This window comes from Methylobacterium sp. A52T (assembly GCF_053346095.1).
This window is the reverse complement of sequence record NZ_JBKFBI010000132.1, coordinates 1-17,799: the sequence shown is the minus strand read 5'-3', so window position 1 is coordinate 17,799 and position 17,799 is coordinate 1. Positions and strand designations below refer to the sequence as shown.

Below are 17,799 nucleotides of genomic sequence, written 5' to 3'. Positions count from 1 at the left end.
GGACCATGCCCGGCCGGTGCCGCGGGGCGCCGCGGGGATCGGATCCCGCGCGTACTTGGCCGACACCTGGGTTCCCGCGGCGTCCCGCGTCCCTCGTGCTCGCCTCCCGGGCCATGCCCCCGGCGCCTGACGGCGCGCGGGGACGATCACGCGTGTCCGCAAGCCTCAGCATTTCGCGCCCGAATCGGCGCCGGAGCGCCCCCCCGGCCGGAACGGGCGCTCCGGCCCGCGGCGACCCGCGACCCCTGGAAAGTTGACGGCGGCCCGGCGGACTGCCATCCGCCCGTCCGACACGTCCGCCCGCCCGCGATCCGCGCCCGCGACATCCTCGAGTCCGAAGAGCCCATGACCGACCTGATCGAGACGATCCGCCGGACGCTCGTGCCGATCCACAAGGAGGGCTATCCCTTCATCCTGATCGGCATCGTGCTGACGGTGCTGGCGGGCTACTTCTCCCAGTTCTTCGGCTGGATCTTCCTGATCCTGACCCTCTGGGTCTGCTACTTCTTCCGCGATCCGGAGCGCGTCACCCCGGTGGCGGACGGGCTCGTGATCTCGCCCGCCGACGGGCGCGTGAACCTCATCGCCACCGTCCTGCCGCCGCCCGAGCTCGACCTGCCGCAGGTGCCGACCCTGCGGGTCTCCGTGTTCATGAACGTGTTCGACTGCCACGTGAACCGGGTTCCGGTGGCGGGCCGGATCGGCCAGATCCACTACACGCCGGGCCTGTTCCTCAACGCCGAGCTCGACAAGGCCAGCGACGACAACGAGCGCAACGGCATTGTCATCGAGACGACCCATGCCGGCCAGCCGAAGCGGGTCGGCGTGGTGCAGATCGCCGGCCTCGTGGCCCGGCGCATCGTCGGCTTCGTGGCGGCGGGCGACGTGCTCGGCGTCGGCGAGCGGTTCGGCCTGATCCGCTTCGGCTCGCGGGTGGACGTGTACCTTCCGGCCGGCTCGACCGTGCTGGTCGGCCTCGGCCAGAAGGCGGTGGCCGGCGAGACGGTGCTGGCCGATCTCGGCGGCGGCCCGGAGCGGCTGTTCAAGCGGATCTGAGGCGGCCATGGACGATCTCTTCCCGCCCTTCGCGCCCGACCCGAACGAGCCGCGGCCGCGCCGGTTCAAGCCGGTGCCGTTCCGGATGATCGCGCCCAACATGATCACCCTGATGGCGCTCTGCCTCGGGCTGACGGCGATCCGGCTCGCCTTCGAGGGCAAGTTCGAGCCCGCCGTCATCGCCGTGGTGGTGGCCGGCGTGCTCGACGGCATCGACGGGCGGGTGGCGCGGCTGCTCAAGGGCACGTCGCGCTTCGGCGCGGAGCTCGACTCGCTCGCCGACTTCGTGAATTTCGGCTGCGCCCCGGCCCTGATCCTCTACGGCTTCGTGCTGTTCCACCTGAAGTCGGTGGGCTGGATCGTGGCGCTGATCTTCGCCATCGCCATGGCGCTCCGCCTCGCCCGCTTCAACGCGATGCTGGACGACCCGAACCGGCCGGAATGGAAGAAGGACTTCTTCGTCGGCATGCCGGCCCCCGCGGGGGCGCTCACCGCAATGCTGCCGCTCTACCTGCACTTCCTGGGCTTCGGCATCGAGACCTGGGCCGCGCCGGCGGTCCTGATCTACGTGCTGTGCATCGCCCTCTTGGTGGTCTCCACGGTCCCGACCTACTCGGGCAAGACCATGGGCAAGCGGGTGCCGCGCAGCCTCGTCCTGCCGATCTTCCTGTTCGGCGTCGCGGCCTTCGGCATCCTGATCAGTTACCCGTTCGAGGCCCTGGTGGCGGTGAGCGGCGGCTACCTGCTGACCATCCCGGTCGTCGCCGCCCAGTATCGCCGGCGGCTCAAGGCGGAGCCGGCGCTCCCGGCCGGGGAGCGGCCCGCCGCCGGGACGGACGCGCAGCCCGAGAGCGCCGCGGAGGCGCGTCCGCCGGCCGTCTAGCCGGACCGGGCGCTGGCCGCCGCGGAATTCTCCCCTACCTTGGCAGTGTTCGTGGAGGGGGTTCCGGAGATGCTCGAGGAATTCAAGAAGTTCGCGCTGCGCGGGAACGTCGTCGATCTCGCGGTCGGCGTGATCATCGGCGCGGCCTTCGGGGCCATCGTCAATTCGGCCGTGCAGGACATCTTCATGCCGGTGATCGGCGCGATCACGGGCGGGCTCGATTTCTCGAACTACTACATCCCGCTCTCGTCCAAGGTGCAGGCCGGCCTGCCCTACGTGGACGCGAAGAAGCAGGGCGCCGTCCTCGGCTACGGCCAGTTCCTGACGCTGACGCTCAACTTCGCCATCGTCGCCTTCGTGCTGTTCCTGGTGATCCGGGCGATGAACCGTCTCCAGCACGCCGAGGTCAAGAAGCCCGACGAGGTGCCGGCCGACGTGAAGCTGCTCTCCGAGATCCGCGACCTTCTCGCGGCGAAGCCGCGCGTCTGACGGCTCAGCCCGCGCGCGTGTCGTCGTCCCGCGGCTTCACCCCGAAGGCGTCGAGGATCTGGTCGAGGGCCTGCCCGACGGCGCCGGTGCCCTCCTCGTGGGTCTTCAGGCGGGTCTCGAGCCTGCGGATCTGCGGCTCGAACGCGTCCGGCACCGGATCGTCGCCCAGGAAGCGCGGCTTGTCGCTCCTGACCGGCAGGACGCTGCGCAGCTGCTGGCCGAGATGGTCGCGCACCGGTTCCGGCAGGGTGGATTTCGGATCGGTGGGAGTGTCGCTCATGGTCGCCTCACGGGTCGAACCGTCGTCAACGGCCGGACGGATGAAGCGTTGCGCCGGCGGCCGCGTCTGCGGGAACGCCCCCGGAGCCAAGCTCCGGGGGCATTCGGGCCGGCACGAGACCGGCCCAGGGTCTTAGTCGATGACCTCGACGATGCGGTGACCGCGGTCGACCAGCACCGGGCGGTCGTTCACCACGGTGTAGCGGTAGCCCGGCTGCACGCGGTACTCGCTCGGCACGTCGTAGTAGGTCACGCCCGAGTTCGGCAGGGTCGTGCCGACGGCGACGCGGCCGTCGTAGTCGTACGAGCGGACGTTGCGCTCGCGGACGTAGCTGCGGAAGCGCGGGGCCATGTCGACGCCGAGGATGCCGCCCACCGTGCCGGTGGCCGCGCCGACCGCACCGCCGACGATGCCGCCGATCGGGCCTGCCGCGTCGGCACCCGCGGCCGCGCCGCGCTCGGCGCCCGGGATGGTGCCCTGGGCCTGAGCGGCCAGCGGCAGCGAGAGGGCGAGGGCCGAGGCGGCGATGAGGGTCTTGAAGGTCATGCGGTGCGTCTCCGTTCCGTGGTGTTTCGCCGCGCTGGCGCAGCGAAGCTCGGGCCGGTAACGCCCGATCCCCGGAATCGGATGCATCTTTTTTTGTGGACCGCCGGACCGTGGTGGCTCAGCCGCCTACGCGTCCTTGGGCATCGCCGACTGGATGAACCGGTCGGAGCCGAGATCCTCCTCGTCGTAGCCCAGGAGCTCCGCGAGGCGGCCGCGGGCGCGGCTGACGCGGCTCTTCACGGTGCCGACCTTGCAGCCCATGATCGTCGCGGCCTCCTCGTAGGAGACGCCCTCGGCGCCGACCAGCACCAGCGCCTCGCGCTGGTCCGGCGGCAGCTTGGCGAGCGCCGATTGCAGGTCCTCGACGTCGAGCCGGTCGCCCTGGTGCGGGGCGGTGGCGAGGCGCGCCGCGTAGGATCCGTCCTGGTCCTCGACCTCGCGCACCCGCTTGCGGTGGTCCGAGTAGAAGATGTTGCGCAGGATCGTGAACAGCCACGCGTTCAGGTTCGTCCCCGGCTGGAACCGGGCACGGTGCTGCCAACCCTTCAGCAGGGTGTCCTGGACGAGGTCGTCCGAGCGGGCCGGGTTCGAGGTCAGCGACAGCGCGAAGGCGCGCAGCGACGGAACGGCCGCGAGCAGGCCGTTGCGGAATTCCGGCTCGATCGCCTCGCCCCGGGCGCGCAAAGCCGCCTCGAGCTTCTCGATCAGCTCGGCGAAGCGGGACGGCAGCGTCTCCTCGCCGATCCGTTCGTAGACCGTGCGCAGGTGCTCCCCGAGATGCGTGCGGATGCCGGGCGCCAGATTCGGGCGGCCATCCCGAGTCCCGTCCTCCTGGGACAGGACGGTGTCGGTGTCGTCGCGGGTCATGCGTATCGCGCTCGTCAACTCTTCGTGGCTCGACCCGTGGTCCCGAGCGGGTCGAGGCGGAGCGCTTGCCGGCACCGAACCGGTGTCGAGGTCCGGCCGATGCGCTCCTGTTACCGGGATTCTAGCGCATCGGCCGCGGCCATGCACCCTCGGGCAAAACACACTTAAGCTAAGTTGGCCGGTCTCAACAGCCGGATCGCCCCGTCGCGCAGGGTCAGGACGTCGCCGCGGGCGAGATCGGTCCAGCACTCGTCCCGGGTCAGGGCCTGCGTGGCGATGACCGTCACCACGTCGTGCTCGGTGGTCTCCTGGGCGAAATCCACCTGCCAGTCCTCGTCGATCAGGGTGGCCTTCCCGAAGGGGGCGCAGCGGGTGAGGTAGCAGAGGCGCTTGCCGCAATGGGCGTAGAGGGTGCGGCTGTCGGTCAGCAGCATGTTGAACACGCCGAGCGCGTGCAGCTCGCCCGCGAGGTCGGCCACCGCCCGGTCGAGGGTCTCGGGGCGGGGCAGGGCGCGGAACCGGGCCTGGAGGCGGCCGAGCATCCAGCAGAAGGCGTGCTCGCTGTCGGTGGAGCCGATCGGCATGAAGCCGCCGAGCGGCAGCCGCTTCACGCCCTTGAGCTGACCGTTATGCGCGAAGGTCCAGCGGCGCCCCCACAATTCCCGGGAGAACGGATGGGTGTTCTCCAGGCTGACCCGGCCGCGGTTGGCCTTGCGGACATGGGCGACGACGATCCGGCTCTTGATCGGCATGTCGCGCAGGAGCCGGGCGAGCTGCGAGCGGGCGCTGGGCTCCGGCTCGTGGAAGCTGCGGCAGGTGCGGCCGTCGTAGAAGCTGATACCCCAGCCGTCGGCGTGCGGCCCGGTCTCGCCGCCGCGCCGGGCGAGGCCCGCGAAGGAGAAGCGGATGTCGGTCGGCACGTTGGCGCTCATGCCGAGCAGTTCGCACATCGTCTTTCAGCCGGGCCATGCGGGGAAGCGGCCCCGTTTAGGAGCGTTCGGCCGTCCCGACAACGGCTTTCGCGCGGGTCAGCGGGCGAGATAGTCGGTCAGCGTCATGCCGACCATGATGGCGACCCAGAAGAAGCCGAGCCCCGAGAACAGCCGGATCAGCGGCGGCTCGTGGATCACCTCCATGGAGACGAGGAGGATCAGCGCCACCATCACGGCGACGACCGCGAGCTCGACGATCCAGACCTGCGCGAAGGGGAGGGTGGCGCCCAGCGTCACGTTGACGGCGAGCAGGGCGAGCAGCGCCAGGAAGGTGAGGACGGGCGTGCGCAGGCGCTTCCGGAGCAGGGCGCGGTCGTCGGCGCTCAGGGTCGCGAGGGGGTTCCGCATCCTACCGGTTCACCACGTAGAGGATCGGGAAGGCGAGGATCCAGACCAGATCGATGAAGTGCCAGTACAGGCCGTAGACCTCGATCCAGTTCTGGTGCCGGGCGAGGAACCCGGCCCTCGCGGCCATCCAGGTCATGCCGAGCAGGAGCGCGATGCCGGTGAACAGGTGCAGCGCGTGGAGCAGCGTCGCGACGTAGTAGAGGTTCACGAACAGCCGCGCCGCCGGCGTCTCGGCGAGGGCGAAGGGCCGGTCGCTGAGGAACGGCATCATGTGCTCGGCCCAGTCGGCGTAGTACTCGTAGCCCTTGAGCACGAGGAACAGGCCGCCCAAAGCCGCGGTCGCCAGCATCGCCCGGACCATGGCGCGCTGCCAGCCCATGCGCGAGAACTCGATCGCCATCGACATGGTCAGGCTGGAGCAGATCAGCACAACGGTGTTGGTGGCCCCGATCCAGAATTTCAGGTGCTTGGCCGCCGCGACCGTCGCCTCGGGGTGTTGGATCCGGGTGATCAAGGCCACCAGGAACAGGGCCGCGAACAGCAGCAGCTCGGTGATCAGCCACGCCCAGATGCCGAGCGTCGCCGCCTCGCGCTGCTGCGCGACGGTCTCGAAATGGTGGGCGCGGGCGACCCCGACGCCGTCGGCGAGGGGCTCGCTCATCCGTGCTGGTCCCGGGCTTCCTGGGCCTGGATCGGGTAGTCGTAGGGGATGCGCGGCACCTCCGGCGGGGACAGGAAATTGTGCGTCGGCGGCGGGGACGACGTCTCCCACTCGAGCCCCTTCGCGTTCCACGGGTTCGCCGGCGCCTTGCGGCCGAACCACAGGGAGTAGACGAGGTAGAGCATCGGGAAGAGGTAGCCCGCCGCCAGGATCGTGGCGCCGGCCGAGGACAGGACGTTCAGGAGCTGGAACTCGGCCGGATAGGTCGCGTAGCGGCGCGGCATCCCCAGATAGCCGAGGATGAACTGCGGGAAGAAGGTCACGTTGAAGCCGAGGAAGATCAGCAGCGCCGAGACCCGCCCCCAGGGCTCGCTGTACATCCGGCCGGTGAATTTCGGCCACCAGAAGTGCAGGCCGCCGAGGAAGGCCAGCACCGTGCCGCCGACCATGATGTAGTGGAAGTGCGCGACCACGAAGTAGGTCGCGTGGATGTGCTGGTTGATGGCGAGCGTCGCGAGGTAGAGGCCGGTGAGCCCGCCGAGCACGAACAGGCCGATATAGCCCATCGCGTAGAGCATCGGCGTGTCGAGGCGGAGCGCGCCCTTATGGATCGTGGCCGTCCAGTTGTAGACCTTCACGGCCGAGGGCACCGCCACCGCGAAGGACAGGGCGGAGAACACCAGGGAGGCCAAGTCGCTCTGGCCGTTGACGAACATGTGGTGGCCCCACACGAAGAAGGTCACCGAGGCGAGCCCGATCGACGCGTAGGCGACGAAGCGGTAGCCGAACAGCTTCTTCTGCGCGAAGGCCGGGACGATCTCGGAGATCACCCCCATGCCGGGCAGGACCATGATGTACACGGCCGGGTGCGAGTAGAACCAGAACAGGTGCTGGAACAGCACCGGGTCGCCGCCGTAGGCGGGGTCGAACACGCCGATGTGGAAGGCGCGCTCGGCGATCAGCAGGATCAGCGCCGTGGTGATCACGGGCGTCGCCAGCAGGAAGATCAGGCTCGTGGCGTAGTGCGCCCAGACGAAGATCGGCAGCTTGAACCACGTCATGCCGGGCGCCCGCATGGTGTGGATCGTGACCACGAAATTGAGCCCGGTCAGGATCGACGAGAAGCCGACGATGGTGACGCCGATGAGCGCCGGCAGCACCCAGGTGTTCGAGAAGGCCGTCGAGAGCGGCGCGTAGAAGGTCCAGCCGGTGTCGACGCCGCCCAGCACCACCGAGACCAGGGTGAACAGGGCGCCGGCCATGAACACGTACCAGCTCGTCAGGTTGAGCTTCGGGAAGGCGAGGTCCTTGGCCCCGATCATCAGCGGGATCAGGAAGTTGCCGAAGGTCGCGGGGATCGACGGGATCAGGAAGAACCAGACCATCACCACCCCGTGGATGGTGAAGGCCTTGTTGTAGGTGTCGTTGGTCATGATCGCGCCGTTCGGCACGATCAGCGCGAGGCGCACCACGCCGGCCGCCAGGGCCCCGATCACGAAGAAGCCGGTGATCGAGGCGAGGTAGAGGATCGCGATGCGCTTGTGATCGGTGGTGAGGAACCACGAGCGCAGGGTCGATTCCGCGTGCAAGTAGTCGGATTTGCGCCCGATCGTGGATTCGGGGGCGTGGGGTTCCCGGCGGGCGGTGCCGCCGACGCTGCCCGATGCGCTCATCGTGTCGCTCCCGGCGGCGTCGCGTCCGCGGCCTTGCCAGAGGCCGGGCCCGAATAGGATTTCAGGAAATCGATCAGCGTGCCGAGCTCGTCCGCCGGGATCCGGCCGGCGAAGCTCGGCATCACCTGCTTGCCCCCGCCGGCGAGCCGGTCGCCGTTCGGGTTCAGGATCTTCTCGCGCAGCCACCCGTCGTCGGCGGTGACGGTGCGCCCGTCAGCGAGCTTGACTTGGCTACCGTAGAGGCCCGCGAGGCTCGGCGCCTTCACGGACGAACCGGGCTCGTGGCAGCCGGCGCAGCCGTAGGCCTCGTAGAGCGCCCGGCCCGCCGCGACCTTGCCCTGCTGCGCGCCGGCATGGGTCAGCCAGTCCTGGTAGTCGCCGGGATTCATGAATGTGACCTCGCCGCCCATCACGGAATGGTCGGTGCCGCAATATTCCGAGCAGTAGAGATGGTAGGTGCCGGTCTTCTCGGCCTTGAACCACAGGTCGGTGTAGCGGTCAGGCAGGGCCGCCACCTGCATCCGCACGGCCGGCAGGTAGAGGGCGTGGATCACGTCCTGGCTGATGATGTGCAGCCGGATCGGCTGGCCGATCGGCAAGTGCAGGTTGTTGATCTCGGACTGGCCCGTCGGGTGCTGGAACTTCCACATCCACTGCCGGCCGATCACCTCGACCACCATGGCGTCGGGGGGCGGGTTCTTCGACTCGACGAACAGTCGGGCGCCCCAGACGAAGAAGATCAGCGTCAGCAGGAACGGGATCAGCATCCAGCTGATCTCGATGAGGTTCGACCGGATGCCCGAGGGGCTCCGGTCCGCCTCGGAGCCCTCGCGGTAGCGCAGGGCGAAGTAGGTGATCGCCACGAAGACCGGCACGGTCAGCAGCAGCGTCAGCACCGTGAAGGCCAGGATCAGCCAATCGGTCTCGATCGCCGTGGCGGAGACGGCGGCGGGCCAGAGCTGGAGGGAATCGTGGCTCGGCGTCATCGCGCAGCAGGCTCCGCCGGTTCGAGGGAGCGGCCGACGGTCAGGTCCATGGCGCGCCCGATCGGGATGCGGGCGCGGGTGCGGGCCTCGTCCCGGTAGCCGTAGCCGGAGAGGCGCGCCGCCGTCTCGGCCCGCTCGCGGTCGAGGTCGGCGTAGGGGTCGGCCTGCAGGTTCGGCGGCGGCGGCGCCAGCCGCGTCGTCTGCTGCGGCGTCAGGGCGGGCAGCGCCCGGCGCTGGCTCGCCGCGAAGGTGCCCATCATCCAGACCATCGTGCCGACGACCGCCAGCGCCGCGAGCGCGAGGCCCGCCATCACCAGCACGGTGTTGCGGACGTTGACGTCGCGCGTCTCGTGGCCGGGATCGTCGGGACGGCGCTGGGTGTTGGCCGCCGGGCGCGGCGGCCGCCCGTTCAGGAGGCCGCTGCCGCGCAGGGTCAGCCCCGCGAGGATCGCCGGGATCAGGCCGGTGGGTCCGTCCGCGCTCATGCCGGCCTCCCGGCGCGGCGGGCCGCGGAGGCCGCGCGGTCGGCGCGCGGACGCATCAGCGGGCGCAGCGCGGCCGCGAGGCAGGCTACGGCGCCGGCGGCCAGCACGTCGCTCGGCCGGAGGACGAAGCGGTTGCGCACCGCCGGGGTGATCAGCCAGAACATCTCCAGGGCGTGGACGGCGAGCGCCGCGCCGGCCAGGATCCGGGTGGTCGGGCGGCCCGGCCGCAGGGTCGCGAGCCCGGCCAGGACCACGACCGCGCCGGCCACGATCGCCAGCGCCCGCCCGACCCAGCCGCCGCGGGCGAGGTACCACGCCACCTCGGGCGGCAGGTTGGCCGACCAGACGATCAGGAACTGCACGAAGTGCATATAGGCCCAGAGGCCGAGGAGCACGACGAGCGGGACGAGCCGGCCCCGGCCGGGGGCCGTGCGGCCGCGACCCACGGGCTCCGGCTCCTCCCAGGCCAGCAGGATCGCCGCCGCGAAGGCGAGGCCGCTCCACGCCGTCATCACCAGGAGACCCAGGAGGGTGGAGTCGAGCCGCGGATCCAGGGAGGCGACGACGTCGGTGACGAAGAGCGTGCCGATGACCGCGTGCAGCCCCACCGCCGGCACGGTCCGCCCCTCGCCGGGCGCGTCGAACGGTCTGGCGAACCGCAGCGCCAGCCAGGTCCAGGCCGCGAGGTAGGCGATCACCCGGACCGCGAAGAACGGCACCGTGAACCACAGCGCGGCCAGCGGCGTGCGCGCCGGGGCGCTCACCCAGGGATAGAGCAGGGGCGCGGCGGCCAGCAGCGGCAGCGCCAGCGCGGCCGCGACCGGCATCAGAGCCGTCAGTCTGCGCAGGCCCGCCAGCATCTCGATGCCGCCGCGCTCGCGGACCCGCTTGCCGAAGCGCTCGGCCACGATGACCACCGGCAAGGCGCCGACCGGCAGGGCGAGGAGGACCAGCCACGCCGCGAGATACGAGGCCGCGGCCCCGCGCCAGCCGCCCGCGATCAGGCAGACGGCCAGGAGGACGAGGCCGGCGAGGCCGAGAAGGGCGGAGCGCCTCACCGCGTCGCCTCCAGCCGCGCGCGATCCGCCTCGGGCAGGCTCGCCACCGGGGCGTCCTGGCTCAACTGGAGGGCGCGGACATAGGCGACGATCGCCCAGCGGTCGGCCGAGGGGATCATCTGGGCCATGCCGAACATCGCCTTCCGGCCGTTCGAGATGGCGTCGTAGAGGTCGGACGCGGAGGCCGCGCGCACCGGCCCGGCGGTGAGGTCGCCGGCAGGCGGGAAGCCCCGGGCCACGATCATCCCGGCGCCGCGGCCGTCCTGCCCGTGGCAGGGGGTGCAGAACACCCCGTAGCGCTCGCGGCCCTGGTCGAGCAGCGCCCGGCTGATCGCCTGCGGCTGCGGCGCCGCGCGGGCCGGATCGCTCCGCGGCACGGTGCCGGTCACCGGCTGGCGCATCGTGATCTCGCGGGGGAAGAACGGATTCTTGTCCCAGGTCTTGGCCCGGGCCTGATCGGCCATGTCGGCCTCGCCGCAGGCGGCGAGCGGCGCGAGGGCCAGGCAGGCGAGGAGGGCGCGCTGTCCGGCGCGGCGGGCGGCGCGCCTCATCGCGGGATCCGCCGGATCTCGAGGGGGCGCCCGGCCTCGGCCGGCAGGGAGGCGAGCCGCCGCTCGATCCGCGCCGCGTCGAAGCGGTCGCCCCGCGCCTCGGCGGAGAGGAAGAACCGGTCTTCCGAGGCCCGCAGGAAGCCCGGGATGTTGAAGGCCGGGTGGTTGAGGCGCGGCATGCGGTTGAGCACGAGGAGCGCGAGGTGGATCGCCACGCAGCCCGCCATCATCGCGAAGGAGACGCTCGGGACCACGAAGGACGGCCAGGACAGGCGCGGGCGGCCGCCGATCAGGAACACGTAGTCGTAGGCCGTGGCGTAGATGCACATCGCGAAGAAGCCGAAGCCGCCGAGCAGGGCGCCGGCCAGGGCGTAGGGCAGGATCGAGCGCCCCTCCAGGCCCAGGGGCCGCAGGGTGCGGGGCATCGGCACCGGGCCGTGCCCGTCGAGATGGACGTGGTCCGGGCCGATCCCGGACACTGCCTGGAGGGCGGCGGCGAGGTCGCCCTGGCTCGCGAAGGTCGCCGACACGCCCCACAGGGGCGCGATGACCGGGTTGTCCTCGGGGCGACCCGTGGCCCCGGACACGGCCGCGCGGGCGGCCTCCTGCGCGGCCGGCGACGCCGTCAGGGCGAGGCGGCGGCTCTCGACGATCGAGACGGCCGGCAGGTAGCGCAGGAACAGGAGCAGCAGGGTCAGGAACAGCCCGATCGAGCCCGCGAAGGTGGCGATGCCCCAGATATCGGTCGTGTAGGGCAGCCTCGAGGAGGGCAGGAAGTCCTGCGTCAGGGTGACGACCAGGACCATGACGTGGTCGGCGTAGGCGCCGATCGCCACGAGGAGCCCCACCGCCGCGATCGCCGGCGGCGCCGTGCGCGCCCGGGCCGACCACAGGATCTGCGCGGGAAGGACGAGGCACAGGACGGCCGTCCAGGACACCAGGGCATGGTCGCCGGTCATGCGCCGGACCAGGACGCCGCGCCCCTCGGCGTCGCCGTTGAGGAAGGTGTCGAAGTACTCGGCCGCGTAGCAGTAGGCGCTGGCGCAGCCGAGGCAGAGCAGCAGCCGCCCGAGGACGTCGAGATGGCGGTCCGTCACCAGGGCGTCGAGGCCGTAGACGAGGCGGATCAGCATCACGGTCACCGCCGTGACGCCGACGCCCGAATAGACCGCGTTGACCAGGAAGCTCACCGGCAGCAGCGTGCTGTGCCAACCGGGCATCAGCGAGCCCGCCAGCATGACCGAGGCCCCGGTCTGGACCGAGACCACCAGCAGCACGCCGAGGAGCGCCACCGTCCGGTAGGCCTGGACCCAGATCTGCCAGTGGGCCGCCGAGCCGCGCCAGCCCGAGGCGAGGATGCCGTAGACCTGGGCGCGCAGGAGGGCGAGCTTGCGGGTCGGCGCCTTCGCGTCGAACTGGCGGAGCGCCTCGACGTGGGCCCGGTCGCGCAGCGTCGCGAGGTCCGGCAGCAGGCCGATGAACCAGAGGCTGACGCAGATCACCAAGAACGACACGATGTCGATCGCGTCCCACAGGAGCGGCGAGCGGAACTGCGGCCAGAGATCGTAGGTGTTGGGGTAGGGCAGGTTCCAGAAGAAGAACCACGGCCGCCCGAGATGGATGATCGGGTAGAGCCCGGCGGCCGCGGTGGCGAGCAGCGCCAAGGTCTCGGCGACGCGGTTCACCGCCCCGCGCCACTCCGCGCCGAGGAGGAGCAGGATCGCCGAGACCAGCAGGCTGCCGGAGGCGACGCCGATCCACCAGTCGTAGCTCGCGATGTCCAGCGCCCAGACGACGGCGTTGTTGTTCGCCCAGATCCCGGGGCCGGCGTAGAGCAAGTAGCCGAGGGTGAGGGCGAACAGGCCGAGGAGGGAGGCCGCGCCCGCGAAGGCGATCCACCAGCGGCGATTACCGGGATGCGTCAGCGGGATCTCCGCGACCGCGCCGCCGATGTCCTCGAGGGTCGCGTCGGGCCGGATCAGGGCGCCGGACATGCTCAGCCCTCCCGTCCGTTCGGATCCGCGGCCGGGGCGAGCCCGGCGAGGTAGGTGGTGCGCGGCCGCGTGTTCAGGTGGCCCAGGAGCGCGTATTCCCGGGTGTCCCGTCGGGCGGCCGAGACCTGGCTTTCCGGGTCGGCGACGTTGCCGAAGGTGATCGCCCTGGTCGGGCAGGCACCCTGGCAGGCAGTCTCGACGCTCCCGTCGGGGATCGGCGCGTGGGCGTCCTTGGCCGAAGTGATCCGGGCCGCCGTGATCCGCTGGATGCAGTAGGTGCACTTCTCCATCACGCCGCGGGACCGGACCGTGACCTCGGGGTTGCGCTGCTGCTGCTCCACCGGGGTCGTGCCGCCAGTATAGTCGCGGTAGTTGAAGCGCCGGACCTTGTAGGGGCAGTAGCTCTGGCAGGTCCGGGTGCCGACGCAGCGGTTGTAGACCTGCAGGTTCAGGCCCTCGCTGTCGTGGAGCGTCGCCTCGACGGGGCAGCCGAGCTCGCAGGGCGCCTGCTCGCAATGCATGCAGGGCACCGGCTGGAAATGCGTGGTCGGGGCGTCGAGGCCACCCGCGTAGTAGCGGTCGACCCGCAGCCAGCCCATCCAGCGGCCGAGCGCGACCTCCTCGCGCCCGACCACGGGGATGTTGTTCTCCGCCTGGCAGGCGGTGACGCAGGCGTTGCAGCCGATGCAGGCGTCGAGGTCGATGGCCATGCCCCACTGCGCGGCGACCCAGCGGTCCTGGCTCTCCGGGGGCGGGTAGAACGAGGCGGGGGTCGGCGCACCCTTCGGGTCGCCCGCGGGCGCGGCGCCGAGCGCCTGGACGCGCACGAGGTCCTGCCCCTCCATCGTGCCGAGATGCTGGGTGGTCACCGGCTTGCGCACGCGGCCGGTCTTCGTCAGCCGGGCGCCGGCGAGGCGCCAGGTCGAACCGGCCGGGCGCAGGGGCGCGGAATCGTAGCCGAGGCCGCGGGCGAGGTGGTCCGGCACGTCGCGGCCGTAGCCCAGGGTGAGGGTGACGGTGTCGTCGGCCTGACCGGGCAGGATCCAGGCCGGCCCCTCGACCGCGCGGCCGCCGGCCTCGACCCGCAGGATGTCGCCGGTCGCGATCCCCGCGCGCTCGGCGAGGCGCGGGCTCACCGCGACCACGTTCTCCCAGACCACCTTGGTCAGCGGCTTCGGAAGTTCCTGCAGCCACGCGAGGTCGGCGTGGGTGCCGTCCCAGATCGTCGGATCGGGCCGGAACAGCACCTCGACCTCGCCGGCGGACGTGGGGGACGGAGCGGCCGCGGGGGCCGCCGCCTGCGTCAGCGCGACGGTCTCGGCCGGGCGCGCGCTGCCTGCCCAGAAGCCGAGCCGCAGGGCCTCGGTGAAGCGGGCCTCGAAGGCCGCGTCGTCCTCGCCGGCGCTCCGCGCCCCCGCCTTGAGGAGGTCGAGGGCGTCCTGGCCGCTCTCCCCGCCCTCGCCGCCGGCCAGGAAGGCCAGCATCTCCGAGGGCGTCCGACCGTTGTAGAGGGGCGCGACGGTCGGCTGGATCAGCCCCACCGTCCCGTCGAGGGACCGGATGTCGCCCCAGGATTCCAGCGGGTGGGCGGCGGGCAGGTGCCAGTCGGCGTGCGCGCCGGTCTCGTCGTAGTAGAGCCCGGCGTGGATCTTGAGCGGGACGCGCGCCAGCCGGGCGGCGAAGTCGAGGGCGCCCGGCGCCTCGTAGACCGGGTTCGCGCCGAGCACGAACAGCGCCTGGACGGCGCCCCGATCCATCGCCTCCGCGAGCTCCGCCAGGGTCCCGGCGCCGGTCTCCTCCGCGGGCGCCGTGTGGACCAGCGTCGCCCCGGTGTTGCCGAGGGCGCCGTTGAGGCGGTGGACCAGCGCGTGCAGCTCCGGGCTCGCGGTCAGGCCGGCGGTGACGATGCCGCTTCCCCGGGCCTCGGCGAGCGCCGTGCCGGCGCCCCGCGTCCAGCGCGCGACGGGGTCGTCGCCCGCCGGCGCCGCGCCGCCCGCGGCCAGGGCGAGGAGGTCCCGGGCGAGGTCCTCCAGCCGGCCGGCCGGGACCGCGAGGCCGCGATCCGCCTTGGCGCTGGTCAGCGTCGGCGTCGGCGCCGCCGCGTGGAGGGTGAGGAGGCGCCCCTCCGCGTAGGCCGCGCGCCGCGCCTCGCTCCAGCGCCGCGACAGGCCGACCTGGCCGGGCCCGAGGTCCAGGAAATCGCCGTCCAGCGCCACGATGGTGCGGGCGCGGCCGAAATCCGGGATCGTCTCCATCGGCCGGCCGTAGGCCTGGCGGGCGCCCTCGTAGATCCCGCCGCGATCAGCGCCGGCGCCGGTGTACCAGCGCAGAGCCGGGTAGGCGGCCCGCAGCCGCGCGATCTGGGCCGCCACGCCGGGCGACGTCACCGGGCCGGTGAGCAGGGCCAGACCCTCGCCCCGGCTCTCGCGCCAGCCCGGCATCCGCGCCTGGAGATCCGCCCGGAACGCCGGCCAGGAGCTCGGCCGGCCGAGATGCTGCACCGCCTGGGAGCGGAACGGGTCGTAGAGCCCGAGGACCGAGGCCTGGGCCAGCACGTCGGTGCCGCCGCGGCTCCAGGGATGCTCGGGGTTGCCCTCGATCTTCAGGGGCCGGCCGTTGCGGGTGGTGACCAGGATGCCGTTGCCGAAGCCGTCGAACACCGCCGAGGAGGCGTAGGACAGGTCCGTGCCCGGCACGATCCGCTCAGGCTGGTTGACGTAGGGCACCTCGTAGTCGCGGCCGCTGCCCCCGCCGCAGGCGGTGAGGCCGCCCAGCGCGAAGGAGGCGGCCATGAGCTTCAGGAAGCCGCGCCGCTCCGGGGCGGCGGCGAGCCGGGACGCCGACGGGAACTCGGCCGCTAGGTAGGCGCGGAACTCGGGGCTGTCGGCCACGGCGTCGAGGCTGCGCCAGAAGCGCGGCCCGTCGCTGCCGGCGAGTTTCGCGCGCAGGGCCGCGATGTCGGGGGCGCCGGTCATCGGTGGCAGATCCCGCATTCGGTCAGCCGCTCCCCGCCGCGGATGTGGTACTGGGCCACGAGCTTCGGGCCCAGCGTCGCCTGATCGGCCGGCGGCTTCCAGGTCATGTTCCAGACCTGATCCGGCGTGCGGACGTACTTCTCCGGGGCCCGGTGGCAATCGAGGCAGAACTGCATCTCGAAGGCGTTGGCCCGGTAGGTCATCTGCATCGACGTCACGTCGCCGTGGCAGGTCGAGCAGCCGATCCCCTTCGTCACGTGGACGGAGTGGTTGTAGTAGACGTATTGCGGCAGCTTGTTCAGCCGCTTCCATTCCAGCGGCTTGTCCTGCGCGTAGCTGTCGCGCACCGGCTTGAGCATCTCGGAGCCGGTCCAGATCTGCGAGTGGCAGGTCATGCAGGTGTGCGTCGGCGGGATGCCGGCGGTGGCCTCCCGGTCGACCGTGGTGTGGCAGTAGCGGCACTGGATGCCGAGCTCGCCGGAATGGTGCTTGTGGCTGAACGGCAGCGGCTGGGCCGGCGCGATCCCGACGCCCGTGACGTAGTTCGAGCGCACGATCCCGGCCGCCAGGACCGGGACGCCCACCAGGCAGGCCACGCCGGTCATCAGCGCGAGGCGGTAGAGCGCGTCGGCGCCGGGGGTGAACAGCTGCGCCATCAGGCCGTCCCGGACGTCGAGCCGGCCGTGCCGTGCCCTTCGGTCTGCTCAGCCCCTCGCCGCACGCGTCACCCCATCCTCTGGTCCCGCCCGAGATCGGCTGCGTCGGCACGCCCACGCGATGCGGCCCGGACGGACGCGGCGACCGGACCTCGCGGCACGCTCCGGATCGCGCCGCGTGCACGGAATCGAACCTAGAGCGCTTCCAGACCAGGGCTAGAACTTGGATCAGTCCGGCCGACATGTCGCACGGGGCCGGGCCGCGCCGGCCGCCCTTTCCGCCGCGGCCCCGAAGGCCTATGCCCCGGACGACGGCGGACCGCGGCGGACCCGCCCGATGCTGTCCGGAGACGCATGGAATCCGATCCTCTCCTCCTGACGTGGCGCGCCGCGCGGCCTCAGCACATTGTCGCGGCGGCCCTTGCGGTCGGGGTCGGCGCGCCGCTCTGCGCGCTCGCGCTCCTGTGCCTGCGCGACCTGATCGCGGTCCTGCCGCGCGACGAGGCGCCGGTCCTCCCGTTCCTGCGCGTGGCGGCGGAACTCCCGGGCCGGGAACTGGTGCTCGTCCCCGGCATCCCGATGCGCCCCGCCGAACTCGAACTCACGGCCTTCCTGTGCATCGCGGTCTGCGCGCTGGCGCTGGCGGGGGTCGGCTGGTTCGTGGCGCGCCTGTGCTTCAAGGCGCAGAACAAGGCCGGGGACGCCGTCCGCGAGGGCGTGCTGCAGGCGATCCTCGACGCGCCCGCGGGCGCGCGGGACGAGGCGCGCGGCCTCACCCGGATCGTCGGCGAGGTGCTGGCCCGGGCCGACCGCCTGCTGGCCGCCGGCATCGTCCTGCCGGCGATGACCCTCGCGGCCCTGATCCTGGCCCTCGGCTTCGCGGCGCTCGCCGCGCCCCGGCTGGTCCCCGCGGCGGTGATCGGCCTCGCGGCGATCGGCCTCGCCTACGGGCTGGTCCTCGAGCGCGCGCGCGACCGGCACGATCTGCGCCTGCGCTCGAGCGCGCGCGCCGAGGAGAGCCTGAACGACCTCGTCCGGCGGCTGCCCGCCGTGCGCAACCACGGCGCGGCGGCCATCGAGCGCCGCCGGATCGCCGCCCGCGTCGCCGCGATGCGGGCCAATGTCGGGCGCGCCGAGGCGCGGCTGGCCTATGCCCGGGCGCCGGCCCTGGCCCTGGCGGTGATCCTCCCGGCCATCGCCGCCGGCACCGCGCTGTGGCGCTCGGGACCGGGCCAGCCGCCGGCGGCGCCGGGGGGTCCGGGCGCCCCCGTGGCGGGCCCGGGGCGCTGTCGCCCCCGC

The 17,799-nt window shown here is 72.1% G+C and carries 17 protein-coding genes and 1 pseudogene; 4 read left to right on the top strand and 14 right to left on the bottom strand.

Features of this window, described 5'->3' with window-relative positions; translation table 11 throughout:
• Positions 1-345 precede the first annotated feature (345 nt).
• The 3 genes from ACLBYE_RS24365 (at position 346) to mscL (ending at position 2,428) form a co-directional block, all read left to right on the top strand.
• Entirely contained in the window at positions 346-1,056 is a 711-nt protein-coding gene (locus ACLBYE_RS24365) for a phosphatidylserine decarboxylase (protein ID WP_447696148.1), read from the top strand.
• 7 nt (positions 1,057-1,063) lie between these two features.
• A complete protein-coding gene (locus tag ACLBYE_RS24360; protein ID WP_447696147.1) occupies positions 1,064-1,939 on the top strand; it encodes a CDP-alcohol phosphatidyltransferase family protein in 876 nt (291 codons plus the stop codon).
• A gap of 69 nt (positions 1,940-2,008) precedes the next feature.
• Positions 2,009-2,428 (top strand): large conductance mechanosensitive channel protein MscL, encoded by a 420-nt coding sequence (gene mscL / locus ACLBYE_RS24355; protein ID WP_447696146.1) that lies wholly within the window; start codon positions 2,009-2,011, stop codon positions 2,426-2,428.
• Between the two features lie 4 nt (positions 2,429-2,432).
• On the opposite strand, the gene ACLBYE_RS24350 is transcribed toward mscL, so the two are convergent.
• From ACLBYE_RS24350 to ACLBYE_RS24285, 14 genes are all read right to left on the bottom strand, one after another.
• The gene (locus ACLBYE_RS24350; protein ID WP_447696145.1) at positions 2,433-2,708 is read right to left on the bottom strand and encodes a hypothetical protein; all 276 of its coding nucleotides are present in this window, start codon (positions 2,706-2,708) and stop codon (positions 2,433-2,435) included.
• 132 nt (positions 2,709-2,840) lie between these two features.
• Positions 2,841-3,254 carry a DUF1236 domain-containing protein gene (locus ACLBYE_RS24345; RefSeq protein ID WP_020092372.1) on the bottom strand — a complete coding sequence of 138 codons (414 nt, stop codon included), beginning with the start codon at positions 3,252-3,254 and terminating at the stop codon, positions 2,841-2,843.
• Between the two features lie 126 nt (positions 3,255-3,380).
• Entirely contained in the window at positions 3,381-4,121 is a 741-nt protein-coding gene (locus ACLBYE_RS24340; RefSeq protein ID WP_331291163.1) for a NepR family anti-sigma factor, read from the bottom strand.
• A gap of 164 nt (positions 4,122-4,285) precedes the next feature.
• The gene (locus tag ACLBYE_RS24335; protein ID WP_020092374.1) at positions 4,286-5,071 is read right to left on the bottom strand and encodes a class II glutamine amidotransferase; all 786 of its coding nucleotides are present in this window, start codon (positions 5,069-5,071) and stop codon (positions 4,286-4,288) included.
• A gap of 78 nt (positions 5,072-5,149) precedes the next feature.
• Positions 5,150-5,461, bottom strand: coding sequence for a hypothetical protein (locus tag ACLBYE_RS24330; protein WP_020092375.1), 312 nt, complete (start codon positions 5,459-5,461; stop codon positions 5,150-5,152).
• Between the two features lies 1 nt (position 5,462).
• Positions 5,463-6,122 carry a cytochrome c oxidase subunit 3 gene (locus ACLBYE_RS24325; RefSeq protein ID WP_447696144.1) on the bottom strand — a complete coding sequence of 220 codons (660 nt, stop codon included), beginning with the start codon at positions 6,120-6,122 and terminating at the stop codon, positions 5,463-5,465.
• Positions 6,119-7,795 carry a cytochrome c oxidase subunit I gene (locus ACLBYE_RS24320; RefSeq protein WP_447696143.1) on the bottom strand — a complete coding sequence of 559 codons (1,677 nt, stop codon included), beginning with the start codon at positions 7,793-7,795 and terminating at the stop codon, positions 6,119-6,121. The genes ACLBYE_RS24325 and ACLBYE_RS24320 overlap by 4 nt, the downstream gene beginning before the upstream one ends.
• Complete coding sequence (gene coxB, locus ACLBYE_RS24315) at positions 7,792-8,781, bottom strand: cytochrome c oxidase subunit II (RefSeq protein ID WP_447696142.1); 990 nt, start codon at positions 8,779-8,781, stop codon at positions 7,792-7,794. The genes ACLBYE_RS24320 and coxB overlap by 4 nt, the downstream gene beginning before the upstream one ends.
• Positions 8,778-9,266 carry a hypothetical protein gene (locus ACLBYE_RS24310; RefSeq protein ID WP_447696141.1) on the bottom strand — a complete coding sequence of 163 codons (489 nt, stop codon included), beginning with the start codon at positions 9,264-9,266 and terminating at the stop codon, positions 8,778-8,780. Before ACLBYE_RS24310 ends, coxB begins: the two co-directional genes overlap by 4 nt.
• Positions 9,263-10,324 carry a hypothetical protein gene (locus ACLBYE_RS24305; protein ID WP_447696140.1) on the bottom strand — a complete coding sequence of 354 codons (1,062 nt, stop codon included), beginning with the start codon at positions 10,322-10,324 and terminating at the stop codon, positions 9,263-9,265. Before ACLBYE_RS24305 ends, ACLBYE_RS24310 begins: the two co-directional genes overlap by 4 nt.
• The gene (locus tag ACLBYE_RS24300) at positions 10,321-10,875 is read right to left on the bottom strand and encodes a c-type cytochrome (RefSeq protein ID WP_447696139.1); all 555 of its coding nucleotides are present in this window, start codon (positions 10,873-10,875) and stop codon (positions 10,321-10,323) included. The genes ACLBYE_RS24305 and ACLBYE_RS24300 overlap by 4 nt, the downstream gene beginning before the upstream one ends.
• Positions 10,872-12,869 (bottom strand): quinol:electron acceptor oxidoreductase subunit ActD, encoded by a 1,998-nt coding sequence (locus ACLBYE_RS24295; protein ID WP_447696138.1) that lies wholly within the window; start codon positions 12,867-12,869, stop codon positions 10,872-10,874. Before ACLBYE_RS24295 ends, ACLBYE_RS24300 begins: the two co-directional genes overlap by 4 nt.
• A gap of 2 nt (positions 12,870-12,871) precedes the next feature.
• Positions 12,872-15,844 carry a TAT-variant-translocated molybdopterin oxidoreductase gene (locus ACLBYE_RS24290; protein ID WP_447696137.1) on the bottom strand — a complete coding sequence of 991 codons (2,973 nt, stop codon included), beginning with the start codon at positions 15,842-15,844 and terminating at the stop codon, positions 12,872-12,874.
• Entirely contained in the window at positions 15,841-16,500 is a 660-nt protein-coding gene (locus ACLBYE_RS24285; protein WP_447696136.1) for a cytochrome c3 family protein, read from the bottom strand. Before ACLBYE_RS24285 ends, ACLBYE_RS24290 begins: the two co-directional genes overlap by 4 nt.
• 354 nt (positions 16,501-16,854) lie before the next feature.
• Between ACLBYE_RS24285 and ACLBYE_RS24280 the strand changes: the two are divergent.
• A pseudogene (locus tag ACLBYE_RS24280) lies at positions 16,855-17,799 on the top strand (ABC transporter ATP-binding protein); the annotation flags it as partial.

Coding starts and splice junctions, on each gene's coding strand:
- ACLBYE_RS24365 (WP_447696148.1), top strand. CDS start 346: ATGACCGACCTGATCGAGACGATCCGCCGGACGCTCGTGCCGATCCAC.
- ACLBYE_RS24360 (WP_447696147.1), top strand. CDS start 1,064: ATGGACGATCTCTTCCCGCCCTTCGCGCCCGACCCGAACGAGCCGCGG.
- mscL (WP_447696146.1), top strand. CDS start 2,009: ATGCTCGAGGAATTCAAGAAGTTCGCGCTGCGCGGGAACGTCGTCGAT.
- ACLBYE_RS24350 (WP_447696145.1), bottom strand. CDS start 2,708: ATGAGCGACACTCCCACCGATCCGAAATCCACCCTGCCGGAACCGGTG.
- ACLBYE_RS24345 (WP_020092372.1), bottom strand. CDS start 3,254: ATGACCTTCAAGACCCTCATCGCCGCCTCGGCCCTCGCCCTCTCGCTG.
- ACLBYE_RS24340 (WP_331291163.1), bottom strand. CDS start 4,121: ATGACCCGCGACGACACCGACACCGTCCTGTCCCAGGAGGACGGGACT.
- ACLBYE_RS24335 (WP_020092374.1), bottom strand. CDS start 5,071: ATGTGCGAACTGCTCGGCATGAGCGCCAACGTGCCGACCGACATCCGC.
- ACLBYE_RS24330 (WP_020092375.1), bottom strand. CDS start 5,461: ATGCGGAACCCCCTCGCGACCCTGAGCGCCGACGACCGCGCCCTGCTC.
- ACLBYE_RS24325 (WP_447696144.1), bottom strand. CDS start 6,122: ATGAGCGAGCCCCTCGCCGACGGCGTCGGGGTCGCCCGCGCCCACCAT.
- ACLBYE_RS24320 (WP_447696143.1), bottom strand. CDS start 7,795: ATGAGCGCATCGGGCAGCGTCGGCGGCACCGCCCGCCGGGAACCCCAC.
- coxB (WP_447696142.1), bottom strand. CDS start 8,781: ATGACGCCGAGCCACGATTCCCTCCAGCTCTGGCCCGCCGCCGTCTCC.
- ACLBYE_RS24310 (WP_447696141.1), bottom strand. CDS start 9,266: ATGAGCGCGGACGGACCCACCGGCCTGATCCCGGCGATCCTCGCGGGG.
- ACLBYE_RS24300 (WP_447696139.1), bottom strand. CDS start 10,875: ATGAGGCGCGCCGCCCGCCGCGCCGGACAGCGCGCCCTCCTCGCCTGC.
- ACLBYE_RS24295 (WP_447696138.1), bottom strand. CDS start 12,869: ATGTCCGGCGCCCTGATCCGGCCCGACGCGACCCTCGAGGACATCGGC.
- ACLBYE_RS24290 (WP_447696137.1), bottom strand. CDS start 15,844: ATGACCGGCGCCCCCGACATCGCGGCCCTGCGCGCGAAACTCGCCGGC.
- ACLBYE_RS24285 (WP_447696136.1), bottom strand. CDS start 16,500: ATGGCGCAGCTGTTCACCCCCGGCGCCGACGCGCTCTACCGCCTCGCG.